This is a genomic window from Burkholderia sp. WSM2230, from assembly GCF_000472445.1.
In the GTDB taxonomy this organism is placed as follows: domain Bacteria; phylum Pseudomonadota; class Gammaproteobacteria; order Burkholderiales; family Burkholderiaceae; genus Paraburkholderia.
On record NZ_AXAJ01000005.1, the window covers coordinates 321,685 to 337,316 of the forward strand.

The window sequence follows — 15,632 nt, forward strand, 5'->3', positions numbered from 1 at the left end:
CACAAGTGGCGGCCGGGCGCTGGATTGTTTTTGGACCCGACCGCTTCGGGGTACTACTTATTTCGAGGGCGAGGTGCCGCCGAGCAGTCCGCCCACCAGGTTTGTCACCGGCGCGAGCGGGTTAGTGCTCGACGATGAGCCGCCGCTCGAACCTCCTGTCAAGCCTGTCAATCCTGTTAGCAGGCCGGTAACCGGATTGGCAGCCGTGCCGCTTTGCAATCCGCCGGCCGCGCCGGCCGCCGAAGTCAGCGATCCGACAAGTGTCGTGACAGGGGCAAGCGGGCCGCTTGCTGTGCCAGTGCTGCCGGCCCCACCCGTGCCGGGCAATGAACGAATGTTGCCGAGAAGCGCGGTGACCGGCGCGAGCAGGCCTGTGACGCCGGCTGGACTGCCTGCGCCTGTTGCTGCTCCTGCACTACTGCCCAGCGAGCCGAGGTTGCCGATCAGGCCGGTCAGTGGCGGAATGGATGCTCCGCCGCTTCCGCTCGTGCCGCCGAGGGGGCCGAGAACGCCTGCGAGCGGCGCGAGCGGATTTGTCGTCGCTCCCGTAAACAGTCCGCCGGTGCTCGTGACGGTCGTGCCCAACTGACTCACGACCGCGCCGACGTCTTTCCCAACCTGGTCGCCAGTGGCCCCCGCTACGCTGACGCCGGCGGCATCGAGTCCATGGCCGATCGTGCTCAACAGGGTGTTTAGCGGCGCGCCGAGCCCGGTTGCATTGCCGATGGTCTGCGTCGTGTTCGAGACGGCGAGCGTTATCGGATTGATCGCCGAACTGAGCTGGCTTTCGACCTGTTGCACAGGCGCGCTCGAGCCGACCTTGTTCAGTCCCGAGCCCCCGTCCTTCAAGCCATTTCCAACGCTGCCGACGATCGTGCCGAGTGTCGAGGTGAGCGGCGAAAGCGGCGCCAGTTGTCCGCTACCGAGGTTCGTGACCGCCCCGCCAAGCGACGTGACCGCAGCGGCCGTGTTCGACACTACGCCTGACGTGGACCCGAGCGTCGGATTGAGCGGATTCGCCGAGCTGCCCACGGTACCGAGGCCGGCGGCGCTGCCGTCGCCCAGCGCCTTGACGGCGTTGCCGAGGTCGGTAATCGCATTGCCGAGACCCGCAGTGGCTCCGCTGTCGACTCCCGGCACGGTTGTGCCCGTGACTTTGCTGCCGGTATCGGCGACGGTTGTGCCGACGGCGGTAATGAGGTTGCTGGCATTGGTGACCACGCGGCCAATTGGCGTGGAGGAAGTACCCGAAGTACCCGAAGTACCCGAAGTACCCGAAGTGCCCGAAGTGCCCGAAGTACCCGAAGTGCCCGAAGTACCCGAAGTGCCCGAAGTGCCCGAAGTGCCCGAAGTACCCGAAGTACCCGAAGTACCCGAAGTACCCGAAGTACCCGAAGTACCCGAAGTACCCGAAGTACCCGAAGTACCCGAAGTACCCGAAGTGCCCGAAGTGCCCGAAGTGCCCGAAGTGCCAGAAGTCCCCGACCCACCCGAACTCCCCGAAGTCCCGCCCAAACCTCCGCCACCGAGCCCACTCGTGTTCGGCGTGAGTCCAGTCTCACCTGGCGCAGTGAGAGTCGATCCGCAGCCGTAAAGTGCGAGTAATGTCGACGTCGCGACAGCGATAGCCGTGTGGCCAGCCAATTTCATCATGATGTCCCCGTTGAACGACAATTAACGGGGACTTCTCTGCAAGCTCTACGCCATCAGTCTGAACACAGTGCGAAGCCGGAAAAAGACATCGTAAATTCAAAATTGCTGCTTGGCGGCAGAATTAAATGCGAAAAATACTGCGGAATTCAAAGCCTGGCGTCCCCTTGTTCCGCTCAAACGCTACGTAACGCGCAGGGTTCATCGTAACGGCGTGCCCGGTTTCAAAACGCTGCCGTGTAAATTGCCAACGCATCACCCTCGCTGACAGGCCTCGGGTTATTCACCAGCAGACGTGTCTGCAACATGGCGTCGCTGGCCATCCGCTGAAGTCCTTCCTGCTCGATGCCGACATCGCGCAATCGCGCCGGAATTGCGGTGGCGGCAATCATCTCTTCGAGCTTTTCGATCAGCGCATTCGTCTTGTTTTCAGCGCTGCCCGTTATTCCCGGCACAACCACCTCCGCGAGTTCGGCATACAGATGAGCCGCCGATTCAGCGTTAAAGCGCAAGACATGCGGCAGCACGAGCGCGTTCGAAAGCCCATGCGGCACGTGATAAATACCGCCAATCGGATACGCAAGCGCATGCACGGCCGCCACCGGCGAGTTCGCAAACGCCTGTCCGGCGAAAGTCGCGCCGAGCAGCATCGCCTCGCGCGCCGGGCGATTGCCGCCATCTTCGCAGGCGGGCAGCAGATTGCGCGACAACAGGTCGAGCGCCTTTATCGCGAGCATGTCGGAGATGGGGTTCTTCAGCTGCGCGGAAGTGTAGGCTTCGATCGCGTGAACCATGGCGTCGATACCGGTGGCCGCCGTCGCTGCAACCGGCAGCCCGAGCGTGAGTTCGGCATCCAGAATGGCGAGGTCGGCGATCAGTTGCGGTGCGACCACGCCCATCTTTTTCGCCTCGCCGACCGTGACAATCGACACAGCCGTGACTTCGGATCCGGTCCCCGCGGTTGTCGGCATCTGCACGAGCGGTAAGCGCGACACGGTGACCTTGTTGACGCCATACATTTCGCCGAGCGCCTGCTCTTGCTGCGGGGCGAGCACCGCGATGAGCTTGGCCACATCCATCGACGATCCGCCGCCGAGCCCAAGCACGATCTCGACGCCGGCACTGCGCGCCCGGGCTGTCGCTTCGAGCACGATATGTTCGGGGGGATCGGCGATGACGTCGTCAATCACGGTTGCTTGCCAGCCGTGCGCCGCGAGATCGGCGAGTGCGGGGGCCAGCAAGCCGCTCTTGTGCAGAAAGCCGTCCGTCACCACGCACAACCGCCCAAGCGCCGGAAACCGCGCGCGCAACAGACCGCCCAGCCGACGCGCCGCGCCGAATTCGACGACGAGCGTCGGCACTGTTTGAAACCGGAATGCGTTCATCATGTCGCGTCTCCAGACACCATTTGTTTGATACCTCGCGCTGGTTTACGAGGTGGCAAGTATCAGTTGTACCAGAATCCGACTCGTCCCCTCAGCCGCAAAGTCATAGCTATCCTGCATTCTTCTGGGCGAATGCTGGGCGATCGCAGGGATATTTTCAGATGTTTATTGAGAATGATTCGCGTTTGCGTTAGATTGTCACCGTCTCTTTTCTGAAAGCCGGGGCGGTTCCTGCGCCGCTTGCATGAAAGCCCTGCGGCACCTGCGCGCGGGCGTGGCGCAGCCCGCCCATTGCTGCAAGTGCTAGCGAACAATGCCGTCCACGCAGCACCGCACAACTGCGCGCGCCCGGACCAGGCGCCGGCGCGCCGCGCGTCTGCCAGAGGATTCTCCATGACCATGCTTTCGATGCCGCCCCCCACGTTTGCCGACCTGTCGATCGAACCAGGACTGCCGACCGTCGTCTCGCCGCGCGCTGGCGCGGACCTGTCATTGAACGAGGCGGCGCCGCTGCTGCATGCCATCGTCGACAAAACGCTCGAGCGTGCCGGCGGCGTGCTCTTTACAGGCTTCCGGGTCGAGTCGATAGACGCGTTTCAAGGTTTTGCGGCTTCGTTTGGGCATCCGCTGATCGGTTACGAATTCGCTTCCACGCCGCGCAGCCAGGTTGAAGGCGCGGTGTACACGTCAACGGAATATCCGCCGCACCGGTCCATTCCTTTGCATAACGAACAGTCGTACACGCGCGAATGGCCGTTGCGCATCTGGTTCCACTGCGCGCTCGCCGCGCGTTCCGGCGGCGCGACGCCGATTGCGGACAGTCGCGCGATTTACCGCGCGCTCGACCCGGCGCTCGTCGCGCGCTTCGCGAGCCGTAAACTGCTTTACGTGCGCAACTTCGGACAAGGGCTCGACCTGCCGTGGGAACAGGCCTTCGGCTCGGACGATCCAGCCGTGGTGGAGCGCATCTGCCGCGCTCGCGGCATCGAATGCGAATGGCGCGACAGTGAAGACGGCGAACTGCTTCTGCGCACGCGCGAGCGCTGTCAGGCGGTGGCGCGGCACCCGCGCACGGGCGAAAGCGTCTGGTTCAATCAGGCGAACCTGTTCCACCTGTCGTCGCTCGACGAAGACATGCAGGATGCGCTGATCGATTCGGTCGGCCTCGAAAACGTGCCGCGCAATGTGTATTACGGCGACGGCGCGCCGCTCGAGGCCGACGCGCTCGCGCAGATTCGCGGCGTTCTGGATGAGCAGCGCATTGTGTTTCCGTGGCTGACCGGCGACGTACTCATGCTCGACAACATGTTGACGGCGCACGCCCGCGACCCGTTCGAAGGACCGCGCAAGGTGGTGGTCGCCATGGCGCAGAGCTATCGCGAGGGCGATGCAGTGGCTGATTGAATGCGGAAAGCCGTCGTAGTGTTAAGCGTTTGCCTACATGACGAGTTGCGCTGCCCCTGGTTGAGAGCCGTTCTCATCAAGAGGGGGTTTTCGGCGTTCAGGTCATCTATAAGACATATGTCTTGCGGCCTAGGGCAAATCGCTGAAAGCCTTGTTGGGCGGGCATCTGGCTAGTTTCGCACGGTTGTTCGGCATGTTTGTCTAGCAGCGGAGCGGGCAAAACACGCATATACTCACGGTCGGGCCGTAAAAAGTAGCGCCGTGGGTCGCGCTGTGTTTTGCCGCTTCGTCGCAATTCGCTGGCTCAGCGCTTCCAACGCTCTGTCTCTCACTTCATCTAGCAAAGCATCAAACATGTCCACACCGCCGAAGATCATCTACACCCTCACCGACGAAGCGCCTGCTCTGGCGACTTATTCGCTGCTGCCGATCGTCAAGGCGTTCACGCGCTCGTCCGGCGTAAACGTTGAAACGCGCGATATCTCGCTTGCCGGCCGGATCATCGCTGCATTTCCGGACTACCTGAGCGCGGAACAGAAGGGTTCCGACGATCTGGCGGAGCTGGGTGGTCTCACCACGCGTCCCGAAGCGAACATCATCAAGCTGCCGAATATCAGCGCTTCGGTGCCGCAACTGAAGGCCGCGATCACTGAACTGCGCGATCAGGGCTACAAGCTGCCCCCGTATCCGGACGTCGCCACGACCGACACGGAAAAAGACGTCAAGGCACGCTACGACAAGATCAAGGGCAGTGCGGTCAACCCGGTGCTGCGCGAAGGCAATTCCGACCGCCGCGCGCCGCTGTCGGTCAAGAACTACGCGCGCAAGCATCCGCACAAGATGGGCGCGTGGACTGCCGACTCGAAGTCGCACGTGGCGCACATGAGCGGTGGCGACTTCTACGGCAGCGAAAAGTCGGCGCTGATCGCCGCGGCCGGCGCAGTGAAGATCGAACTGACGGCCGCCGACGGCACGAAGACGGTCCTGAAGGAAAAGACGCCGGTGCAGGCGGGCGAGATCATCGACGCTTCGGTGCTGAGCAAGAACGCGCTGCGCAGCTTCATCGAGGCGCAGATCAGCGACGCCAAGGCGAACGGCGTGCTGTTCTCGGTTCACCTGAAGGCCACCATGATGAAGGTGTCCGATCCGATCATCTTCGGCCACGTGGTGTCGGTGTTCTACAAGGACGTGCTGACCAAGCATGCTGACGCGCTGGCAAAGGCCGGCTTCAACCCGAACAACGGTATCGGCGACCTCTACGCGCGCCTTAAGGACCTGCCGGCTGAAACCGCTGCGCAGATCGAAGCGGACATCAAGGCTCAGTATGAGCAGCGTCCGCAACTCGCCATGGTCAACTCGGACAAGGGCATCACCAGCCTGCACGTGCCGAGCGACGTGATCGTCGACGCCTCCATGCCGGCCATGATCCGCGAGTCGGGCAAGATGTGGGGCGCGGACGGCGCGCTGCACGACGCCAAGGCGGTGATTCCGGACCGTTGCTATGCAGGCGTGTATCAGGCTGTTATCGAAGACTGCAAGAAGAACGGCGCGTTCGACCCGGTCACCATGGGCACGGTGCCGAACGTCGGCCTGATGGCGCAAGCCGCTGAAGAGTACGGCTCGCACGACAAGACCTTCCAGATTCCGGCCAACGGCGTGGTTCGCGTGACCGACGCAAGCGGCGCGGTGCTGATCGAGCAAACGGTGGAAGCCGGCGACATCTGGCGCATGTGCCAGACGAAAGACGCGCCGGTGCAGGACTGGGTCAAGCTTGCCGTGAATCGCGCGCGCGCCACGAACACGCCGGCCGTCTTCTGGCTCGACGCAGCGCGTGCGCACGACGCGCAGATCATCAGGAAGGTCGAGCAGTATCTGAAGAACCACGACACGAACGGTCTCGACATCCGCATCATGACGCCGGTCGAGGCGACGAAGTTCTCGCTGGAACGCATCCGCGCCGGCAAGGACACCATTTCGGTCACCGGCAACGTGCTGCGCGACTACCTGACCGACCTGTTCCCGATCATGGAACTGGGCACCAGCGCGAAGATGCTCTCCATCGTCCCGCTGATGGCAGGCGGCGGCATGTTCGAAACGGGCGCCGGCGGCTCGGCGCCGAAGCACGTTCAGCAACTGGTGGAAGAAGGTTTCCTGCGTTGGGACTCGCTGGGTGAATTCCTCGCGCTGGCTGCGTCGCTCGAACACCTGAGCAACGCGTATCACAACCCGAAGGCCCAGGTGCTCGCGAAGACGCTGGATCAGGCAACCGGCAAGTTCCTCGACAACGACAAGTCGCCGGCGCGCAAGGTTGGCGGTCTCGACAACCGCGGCAGCCACTTCTACCTCGCGATGTACTGGGCTGAAGCACTGGCCGCGCAAACGGAAGACGCCGCGTTGCAGGCTCAGTTCGCCGGTGTGGCGAAGGCAATGGCCGACAACGAAGCGAAGATTCTCGAAGAATTGCGCGCAGCGCAAGGCAAGCCGGTGGAGATTGGCGGTTACTACCGTCCCAACGTCGAGCTGACGAGCAAGGCCATGCGCCCGAGCGCCACGCTGAACCGGATCGTGGACTCGATCGCGTAAGCCCGAGGTGTTTGACCAGTAAGCGGTAAACAAGACGATGGCGCTTTCGAGCGCCATCGTTGTTTCTGGCTTCGTCACGTGGACGCGTGTCATGCGGCCCATCAAACGTGAACGATTTCCCAGTCGCTCAGTTTCTCCGGAATTTCGAGCGTCGAAGTATCGACTTCCGACAGATGCGGGCAGGTCAAGCCGCGCGCGAGATCGTCAGCCGCCTGTTGCGGGCTGGAAAACTCGCCAAGTTTGTCGTTGCCGTAGGTTGCTTCCCAACCGTCCTGGCCGGGCAGAATATAGAACGCTCCCTGGGTGGATCCAAAGCGAAAGCCTTTCATTTTTAGTCTCCCAATTGCCAATAAAAAGTCGCGATGCGTTGGCGGCTTCATAAGGGGCATTCGGAGGACTGTCGCGAAGCTTGCCGTCCCATCTATTCGATTGCACCGCGTGAAGCGCCTGCTCTTGTAAAAGAGTCTACGTCAGCAGGCCGCGGCGCAAGCCGGTGTTAGATGGTTCGTTAGAAGGAAATTTGTCCTTTTCAATCAGTCATTTGGGCGTTGCGTTTTGCGATGTGCAATGCGAGGTGACATTGCGAAATAACGAATTTGTGCCACGCACCACGGCTTTTTACGAAGCAAGCGCGCGTGTCACATCGTGAAATATTCAGGGTTTCCGCGATACAGGTATGTATGCGTGGCACAAATGGGCCTCACAAAAGCACGCGCGCAACAAAATCGAGCATGACCTCACTGAACAGCGCCGGCCTCTGCAGCGGCGCGAAGTGACTGACGCCAGCGAGTACCCGCAATTGCGCGCCGGGAATGCTGCGCGCGAGATATTCAGCGTGCTCCGGTTTGATGAACTCGTCGTGTTCGCTCTGCACGATGAGCACCGGCACGCGGATGCGCGCCAGGTCATTCGCGGCGTAATTGGGCTCGGTCCTCATCATTTCGCTCACGGCCGCAACGAAGGCGTCGAACTCTTCCGGCGTAGCGGAAAGCCGCGCATAGTCGTCACGGTGGCGGCTGAAACAGCGGTCGATCACCGGCGTCGCCACGAACTCCTTCGTGCCACTGGGATCCATGTTGCAGCCAAAGAAGAACACGCCGGCAACGCGCTCAGGCGCCATCATGGCCAGCACCATCGCCACACAAGCGCCGTCGCTCCAACCGACCAGTGCGGCTTGCTGGAGCGACAGCGTGTCCATCACAGAGAGCACGTCGGACGCCATCAGTTCGTATTTGTACGGCTGTGCGTCGCGCGTGCTGCGGCCATGGCCCCGGCTGTCGATCACCACTACGCGGTGGCCGGCATCGAGCAGCGCTGGCACCTGATAACCCCAGTTGCCGCTATGACCGAGCCCGCCATGCAGCAGAATCACCGGCTTGCCCATGCCGTAAGACGCGTACCAGATTCGCGCGCCTGCGCGCTCGACCCAGCCAGAGTCGGTCGACGCGGGCAGCGGCGGCGCGCCCTGCGCCTCAAAATGCTCGAGCGTGTCGTCTTGCGTTTCGTGGGAAAAGGCCATCGCGATTGGCTCCGTATTATCGAGTGCCGACAGGAGTCGGCATTCTGGTGGCTCATGCAGCGCAGCGGGCTGTGCAAGAGCGACGCTGCCTGAATAGATCAGCCTGCCAGCATCGCGGCGCGCAAAGCAATGAACCTACGGAATTTAGCCGGTCCCACGGCGAGACGCTTGCGGCCGGTTTTGCCGAGCAGTACGAAGTGCGGGCGCGTGAGCGGAGGCACGGCATCGCTCGCGCAAGCCGTGCAGATCGGCAATGAAGTGGAGACGCTGTATACGAACAGCATGGTGCGCTGCGAACTGCCCGCCATTGCGGCGTTCAACTTCGTGCTCGGCGATGTGCTCGGCGGAGGCGTCGCGCGTTCGCTCGCTCTCGACGCGCACGGCAAATCGCTGAGTTCCGCGTTGATGGCGCTCGAGATCGGGGCGCCGCCGGCAGACTGAAACCCGGCACCACGGGCGGCCGCGTTCGTGGCCGGCTACGCTCCCGGTTGGCTCAACTCATGCGCGCGGCGCAGCCGTTCACGGCTGTTGCTCAGATGCATGCGCATTGCCGCGCGGGCGTCGTCGGGATCCTGGCGCTCGATCGCGCGATAAATCAGCTGGTGCTCATTGAGCACGTGGCGCAGCGTTTCGATCTGATCGAGCCTGGCAATCTCGGCCGAGCCGAGACGCGTGCGTGGGCTGACGCCGCTTCCCAACTGGCTCAGCACGTCGAAAAAATAACGATTGCCGCTTGCACGCGCGATCTGCAAATGAAACTCGACGTCATGCGCGAGCGTGTCGGTGCTGCCGCGCTCGAGCTCGGACTCGAAGCGCTCGAGCGCCGCGCGCATCTGCTTGAGGCTCTGCTCGGTGCGCCGCGCGGCTGCGAGCGCGGCCGAGGCCGCTTCGACATCGATACGGAATTCGATAATCGCCATCACGTCGAGCATGCTCGACAGATCGGCGGCGGGCAGTTCCATGGTTTTCTCGGCGGCGGGCGCAAGCACGAAGGTGCCGATGCCGTGACGCGTTTCCACCACTTTCGCGGCCTGCAGACGGGAAATCGCTTCGCGTACGACGGAGCGGCTGACCGACAGCTGCTTCATCATCGCGACTTCGGTGGGGATGCGGTCGCCCGGTCTCAGGACGCCGCGGCGGATGTCATCGGAAAGGGTGGCCACCACTTTCTCAGTTAGGCTGCTCATTGCTGTGGCTGGTTGACTAATCGGCTGGAAACGCGCGCCGCGCGGGCGCGCGCGACGTCTGGTGACGTCTGGACATTAGGCATCATAGCGTCTGTCGTAGACCTTCATGACTTGTTGAGTAGCGGCTGCGCGCAATGCGCAGCGAGACATCAGACGTCTTATTATAAATGCCGCGCTGGGCTGGCCCGCCGACTTGGGGCCGGTTCGCGCCGGGCTACGGCGCGAATACGTGTTGCAGCGGATAGGGTAAACACCACATTGGAAAGGCAGCCTTAAGGGCTGTAGACTGTCGTCAGACAACGTATCTCGTGCCGCGTGACGGGGCTGGCCATCGGCCGATCGGCATGTCAGTCGCACCTGACGTCAGACCACGGCCGCCGCAGGGCCGACATAGGAGACTCCATGAACTCTGCTCTCAGCACGGCAATCGACCCATTGTCGTCCGCCGTTTCCAAGGTGAAGCGGCATGTGTTGCCGCTTTTCCTGATCATGTTCATCGCGAACTATATCGACCGCGTGAACATCGGCTTCGTCAACGCCCACATGAAAGCTGACTTGGGCATCGGCGCTGCCGCGTATGGCCTTGGGAGCGGCCTGTTCTTCATCGGCTATGCGCTGTTCGAAGTGCCGTCCAACGTATTGATGCAGAAGTATGGCGCCCGCGCGTGGCTCACGCGGATCATGGGCACGTGGGGCGCAGTCGCCGCGGCCATGGCCTTCGTTTCGAGCGAAACCTCGTTTTACGTCCTGCGGTTTCTGCTCGGCGTGGCCGAAGCCGGCTTCTTTCCGGGCGTGGTGTTCTATTTCACGCAGTGGCTGCCGCAAAAGGAGCGCGGCAAGGCCGTGGCGATTTTCCTGTCGGGCTCGGCGATCGCCTCGGTCGTGTCAGGCCCGATCACCGGCAGCCTGCTGTCCATTCGAGGGCTCGGTCTGCACGGCTGGCAATGGATGTTCCTGATCGAAGGCGGCTTTTCAATCGTGCTGTGCGCGGTGAGCTGGATGTTCCTGAAGTCGCGCATTCGCGATGCGTCGTGGCTCACGGCTGACGAGCAACGTGTTCTCGAACACGCGATTGTCGCCGAACAGGCCGAGCGCGTCGCGCATGGCGGCGCGCATCTACCGGCCATCAAACTGTTGAAGGACCCGCAGATCATGCTGTTCTGCTGCCTGTACTTTGCGATCCAGTTGACGATTTACGCAGCCACTTTCTGGCTGCCGACGATCATCCGCAAGATCGGCGGCCTTTCCGATTTCGAAGTCGGTATGCTCAACGCGATTCCCTGGCTCATCGCAATGGTCGCCATGTACTGTTTCGCGTTGCTCTCGGCGAAGTGGCGTTTCCAGCAGGCGTGGCTCGCCGTTGCACTGGTGATCGCGGCCTGCGGCCTCTTTGCATCGACGTCGGGCAATCCGGTTCTGTCGTTCGTCGCCATCTGCTTCTCCGCAATCGGCTTCAAGGCCGCGTCCTCGCTGTTCTGGCCGATTCCGCAAGGCTACCTGGACGCGCGCGTCGCTGCGGCGGTGATAGCGCTCATCAACTCCATCGGCAATCTGGGCGGCTTCTTTGCGCCCGCCACGTTCGGCTATTTGCAACAGCACACCGGTTCTATCACCGGCGGCCTTTATGGTCTCGGCGTCGCCTCGCTGATCGCAGCAGCGGCGGCTTTCCTCGCGCGCAATCGACGCGGCGACGGCAACGCACTGCGCGACCCGCTGCAAGGCAGCGCACACTAATCGCTCGTCATCGTCAGGCCCACTTACTTACTGGTTCAGTTCACATGTCCACGAAACCATCGAATTCGAACGATACGCCCACCGTCACCGAATTGCGCGTCGTGCCCGTTGCGGGCCGCGACAGCATGTTGCTGAATCTGAGCGGCGCGCACGGTCCGTTCTTCACGCGCAACGTCGTGATTCTGCGCGACAGTGCCGGGCATGTCGGCGTCGGCGAAGTGCCGGGCGGCGAGAATATCCGCAAGACGATCGACGACGCGCGTCCGTTCGTCGTCGGTCAGTCGATCGGTAATTTGCAAGCTATCCTGAACAAAGTGCGCACGCAGTTTGCCGACCGCGATGCCGGCGGCCGCGGCTTGCAGACGTTCGACCTGCGCACCACGATTCACGCAGTGACCGCGCTCGAAGCGGCGTTGCTCGATCTGCTCGGCCAGCATCTCGGCGTGCCGGTTGCGGCGCTGCTCGGCGAAGGCCAGCAACGCGACGAAGTGGAAATGCTCGGCTATCTGTTTTATATCGGCGACCGCAGCAAAACAGACCTGCCCTACGCGAGCGGTGCCGAAGGACGCGACGATTGGGATCGCGTGCGTACTGAAGAAGCGCTGACGCCGCAAGCGGTGGTTCGCCTCGCCGAAGCCGCGCAGGCGCGCTACGGCTTCAACGACTTCAAGCTGAAGGGCGGCGTGTTGTCGGGCGACGCGGAAATCGAAGCGGTAACCGCGCTCGCGGAACGCTTTCCGAATGCACGCGTGACGCTGGACCCGAACGGCGCGTGGTCGCTCGCGGAAGCCGTGCGCCTGTGCCGCGACAAGCATGATGTGCTCGCTTATGCAGAAGACCCGTGCGGCGCCGAAAACGGTTATTCGGGCCGCGAAGTCATGGCGGAATTCCGCCGCGCGACGGGATTGCCGACGGCGACCAACATGATCGCAACCGACTGGCGTCAAATGGGCCACGCGATCCAGTTGCAGTCCGTCGATATTCCGCTTGCCGATCCGCATTTCTGGACCATGCAGGGCTCGGTGCGCGTCGCGCAGATGTGCAACGACTGGGGCCTCACGTGGGGCTCGCACTCGAACAATCACTTCGACATTTCGCTCGCAATGTTCACGCACGTCGCGGCCGCCGCGCCCGGCAAGATCACCGCCATCGACACTCACTGGATCTGGCAGGACGGCCAGCGTTTGACGCGCGAGCCGTTGCAGATTGTCGGCGGCAAGGTGAAGGTGCCGCAGAAGCCGGGCCTCGGCGTGGAACTGGATATGGACGAGATCGAGAAGGCGCATGCGCTCTATCAGCAGCACGGTCTCGGCGCCCGCGATGACGGCGTCGCCATGCAGTACCTGATTCCCAACTGGACATTCGACAACAAGCGCCCATGCCTCGTGCGCTGATGTCTTGATGCGCACAACGCGATGCAACGCGGCGCGCGCTCACTCACTTTTGACGATATTCACGCAATTCCATCATGACCTCTCCGCAAGAACTGAAAGCGATCGTATCCGAAGGCCTGTTGTCCTTTCCTGTCACCGACTTTGACGCGCAAGGCGAGTTTCGCGCGGACACCTATGCACGACGGCTCGAATGGCTCGCGCCGTATGGCGCGACCGCGCTGTTCGCGGCGGGCGGCACAGGCGAATTTTTTTCGCTGACCAGGAGCGACTACACCAGCGTGATTCGCACGGCGACTGAAACCTGCAAGGGCAAGGTGCCGATTCTCGCGGGCGCGGGCGGCCCGACACGGGTGGCAATCGAATATGCCAAAGAAGCGCAACGCCTGGGCGCAAGCGGCGTGCTGCTGATGCCGCACTATCTGACCGAGGCTTCTCAGGAAGGCATTGCCGCGCACGTCGAACAGGTGTGCAAGGCGGTGCCGAACATCGGCGTGATCGTGTATAACCGCGCGAATTCCAGGCTGAACGCGGATATGCTCGAACAGCTCGCGGACCGCTGCCCGAATCTGATCGGCTTCAAGGACGGCGTGGGCGAGATCGAAGCAATGGTGACGATTCGCCGGCGGCTTGGCGACCGTTTCTCGTATCTCGGCGGCCTGCCGACCGCGGAAGTCTATGCGGCCGCGTATAAGGCGCTGGGCGTGCCGGTGTATTCGTCGGCGGTGTTCAACTTCATTCCGAAGACCGCGATGCAGTTCTACCGCGCGATTGCCGCCGACGATCACGCGACCACGTCGCGCCTGATCGATGAATTCTTCCTGCCGTATCTGGCGATTCGCAATCGTCGTGCGGGTTACGCGGTGAGTATCGTGAAGGCGGGCGCGAAACTGGTTGGACACGACGCAGGTCCGGTTCGCGCGCCATTGACCGACCTGACCGAAGAAGAACTCGCGCAGCTCGACGCGCTCATCAGGAAGCTCGGGCCGCAGTAAGCAGCAGGTCCCTTGTTTCGCCGATGGCCTCGCGCTGACGCCGAGGCCGACGACTGAGGCCGACGACTAAGGCCGACGACTGAGGCCGACGACTGAGGCCGGCGCCCGACCTCTAGCCGCGCCGGAACACCACGTGAGAAATCCGCTGCACGAGCAGCGCAGCGGCGAGCGCCGCGACCGCCGTCAGCCACACGCCAATGTGAATGGACTGCACGAGCGCATCGCGCGCGGTGTCGATCAACGCGAGTGTGTTGAGCGCTGTCGGCTTCATGTCGGCAATGAGCTTCTGACGCGAGGCTTCGTCGATCAGAATGCGCAGATCGACGAAGCGAGGCTGCCATTGCGAGGCCGCCGGCTCACCGAGCACGCTGATGGTTCGCGTGACCACGTCGCGATAGTGGTGCTGTACGACGGTCGCCACGATGCTCGTGCCCAACATGCCGCCCACCATTCGCGTGGACTGCAGCAGCGCCGTGGTGATGCCGAAGCGCTCACGGCCCGCAATCTCCTGGCCAAACACATTCAGATTGTTGAGGATGAAGCCGAGGCCGATGCCGACTGCCGCCATCGGCAACTCGATCCATAGGTGCGGCGTGTCGGCGTTTGCGAACGCAATGCCGATGGACGCGAACAACAGCAGCCCGAAGCCGATGGAGAGAATGCGCGTCGGCTTCTTCATGTGAATCACGATGCGTGTGTTGAGCACGCTGCCGAGCGCGATGCATGCAGCGATAGGCGTGGCCAGCAGTCCCGCCTGTTGCGGAGAGAGACCAAACCCGCCTTGCAGCAGCAGCGGCGCGAAAAAGATCAGCGAGAACATCACGAAGCCCGACAGCATGCCGAGCGTGAACAGCGTGACGAGTTGCGAGTCTTTGAAAAGATCGAGCGGAATGATGGGATGTGTGGCGCGTTTTTCGCACACGTACAGCGCAATTGCGCCGGCCACCACGCACAGGGCCAGCGTGATGTTGCCGGCGGTCAGGCCGTCTTTCGGCACGGCTTCGATAAAAGCCTGCAGGCCGCCCAGCACCGCGGCAACGAGTCCCGCGCCGAGCCAGTCGATCTTTACCTCGCCTTCATGCGGACGCTCGAAGCTCGGCAGATGCACCCAGATGAAATAGAGCGCCGCGGCGCCGACCGGCAGATTGATCAGGAATGTGGAACGCCAGCCGAGATGCTCGCTCATCCAGCCGCCAAGCGATGGCCCCGCCGCCGTGCCGATGCCGTACGCGGCGGCCATCACCACTTGCCAGCGGACCCGGGCGCGCGGATCGGGAAACAGATCGGGGATCGAGGCAAACGCGGTGCCCACCATCATGCCGCCGCCCACGCCTTGCAAGCCGCGCGCGATCACGAGAAACAGCATGTCGTTGGCGATGCCGCAGAGCACGGAGGCCACCGTAAACGTGATGACCGCAGCAATCACGAAGCGCTTGCGGCCGAAGTAATCGCCAAGCCGGCCGAATACGGGTACCGTCACCACTGAAGCCAGCAGATAAGCGCTCGCAATCCACGCGTAATACTCGAAGCCGTGCAGTTCCGCCACGATGGAAGGCAGCGCCGTGCTGACCACCGTCTGATCGAGCGCGACCAGCATGTTGACGAGACCGATGCCGAGCATCGCGAAGAGGGCGTTGCGAAAAGGCAGCGCGGCAGCAGCGGCAGGGGAAGTCACGGATCTTGGCAGGATAGCGATTGATGGTGAAGCGCCGGCTGGCGCAGCGGGGTCTCACAAGCCGGAGCCGGAGTTGTCTGACCACTGGCGCATTATACGGGTTTGCCCT

The 15,632-nt window shown here is 62.6% G+C and carries 12 protein-coding genes and 1 pseudogene; 7 read left to right on the plus strand and 6 right to left on the minus strand.

The genetic code is table 11. The features are described 5' to 3' along the window. Window positions 1-57 precede the first annotated feature (57 nt). Window positions 58-1,221 carry a collagen-like triple helix repeat-containing protein gene (locus tag A3AC_RS0113375; RefSeq protein WP_025599421.1) on the minus strand — a complete coding sequence of 388 codons (1,164 nt, stop codon included), beginning with the start codon at window positions 1,219-1,221 and terminating at the stop codon, window positions 58-60. Between A3AC_RS0113375 and A3AC_RS31225 the strand changes: the two genes are divergently transcribed. After that, window positions 1,214-1,594 (plus strand): hypothetical protein, encoded by a 381-nt coding sequence (locus A3AC_RS31225; RefSeq protein WP_332261474.1) that lies wholly within the window; start codon window positions 1,214-1,216, stop codon window positions 1,592-1,594. The two genes, A3AC_RS0113375 and A3AC_RS31225, sit on opposite strands and share 8 nt — an antisense overlap. A 280-nt stretch (window positions 1,595-1,874) precedes the next feature. Here A3AC_RS31225 and A3AC_RS0113380 read toward each other — a convergent pair whose 3' ends face one another. Then, window positions 1,875-3,035, minus strand: coding sequence for an iron-containing alcohol dehydrogenase (locus tag A3AC_RS0113380; RefSeq protein WP_025599422.1), 1,161 nt, complete (start codon window positions 3,033-3,035; stop codon window positions 1,875-1,877). Window positions 3,036-3,428: 393 nt separating this feature from the next. Between A3AC_RS0113380 and A3AC_RS0113385 the strand changes: the two genes are divergently transcribed. Then, the gene (locus A3AC_RS0113385; protein ID WP_025599423.1) at window positions 3,429-4,439 is read left to right on the plus strand and encodes a TauD/TfdA family dioxygenase; all 1,011 of its coding nucleotides are present in this window, start codon (window positions 3,429-3,431) and stop codon (window positions 4,437-4,439) included. Between the two features lie 354 nt (window positions 4,440-4,793). Continuing rightward, window positions 4,794-7,022 carry an NADP-dependent isocitrate dehydrogenase gene (locus A3AC_RS0113390; RefSeq protein WP_025599424.1) on the plus strand — a complete coding sequence of 743 codons (2,229 nt, stop codon included), beginning with the start codon at window positions 4,794-4,796 and terminating at the stop codon, window positions 7,020-7,022. Window positions 7,023-7,123: 101 nt separating this feature from the next. Here the strand turns inward: A3AC_RS0113390 and A3AC_RS0113395 are convergent, their stop codons facing one another. Both A3AC_RS0113395 and A3AC_RS0113400 read right to left on the minus strand, forming a co-directional pair. Further along, window positions 7,124-7,351 carry a hypothetical protein gene (locus A3AC_RS0113395; RefSeq protein WP_013342380.1) on the minus strand — a complete coding sequence of 76 codons (228 nt, stop codon included), beginning with the start codon at window positions 7,349-7,351 and terminating at the stop codon, window positions 7,124-7,126. A gap of 371 nt (window positions 7,352-7,722) precedes the next feature. Further along, window positions 7,723-8,541, minus strand: coding sequence for an alpha/beta fold hydrolase (locus A3AC_RS0113400; protein WP_025599425.1), 819 nt, complete (start codon window positions 8,539-8,541; stop codon window positions 7,723-7,725). A gap of 282 nt (window positions 8,542-8,823) precedes the next feature. On the opposite strand from A3AC_RS0113400, the pseudogene A3AC_RS29205 reads away from it, so the two are divergent. Then, a pseudogene (locus A3AC_RS29205) lies at window positions 8,824-8,982 on the plus strand (AtuA-related protein); the annotation flags it as partial. A gap of 35 nt (window positions 8,983-9,017) precedes the next feature. Here A3AC_RS29205 and A3AC_RS0113410 read toward each other — a convergent pair. Next, complete coding sequence (locus A3AC_RS0113410) at window positions 9,018-9,728, minus strand: FadR/GntR family transcriptional regulator (protein WP_025599428.1); 711 nt, start codon at window positions 9,726-9,728, stop codon at window positions 9,018-9,020. 402 nt (window positions 9,729-10,130) lie between these two features. Here A3AC_RS0113410 and A3AC_RS0113415 point away from each other — a divergent pair, with 402 nt between their 5' ends. From A3AC_RS0113415 to kdgD, 3 genes are all read left to right on the plus strand, one after another. After that, on the plus strand, window positions 10,131-11,462 hold the full coding sequence (locus A3AC_RS0113415; RefSeq protein ID WP_025599429.1) for an MFS transporter: 1,332 nt from the start codon (window positions 10,131-10,133) through the stop codon (window positions 11,460-11,462). Between the two features lie 44 nt (window positions 11,463-11,506). Further along, window positions 11,507-12,856, plus strand: a complete 1,350-nt coding sequence (gudD, locus tag A3AC_RS0113420) for a glucarate dehydratase (protein ID WP_025599431.1) — start codon at window positions 11,507-11,509, stop codon at window positions 12,854-12,856. 74 nt (window positions 12,857-12,930) lie between these two features. Continuing rightward, complete coding sequence (kdgD, locus tag A3AC_RS0113425) at window positions 12,931-13,848, plus strand: 5-dehydro-4-deoxyglucarate dehydratase (RefSeq protein WP_025599432.1); 918 nt, start codon at window positions 12,931-12,933, stop codon at window positions 13,846-13,848. Between the two features lie 112 nt (window positions 13,849-13,960). Here kdgD and A3AC_RS0113430 read toward each other — a convergent pair whose 3' ends face one another. After that, window positions 13,961-15,469, minus strand: a complete 1,509-nt coding sequence (locus A3AC_RS0113430) for an MFS transporter (RefSeq protein ID WP_025599433.1) — start codon at window positions 15,467-15,469, stop codon at window positions 13,961-13,963. Between the last annotated feature and the right edge of the window lie 163 nt (window positions 15,470-15,632).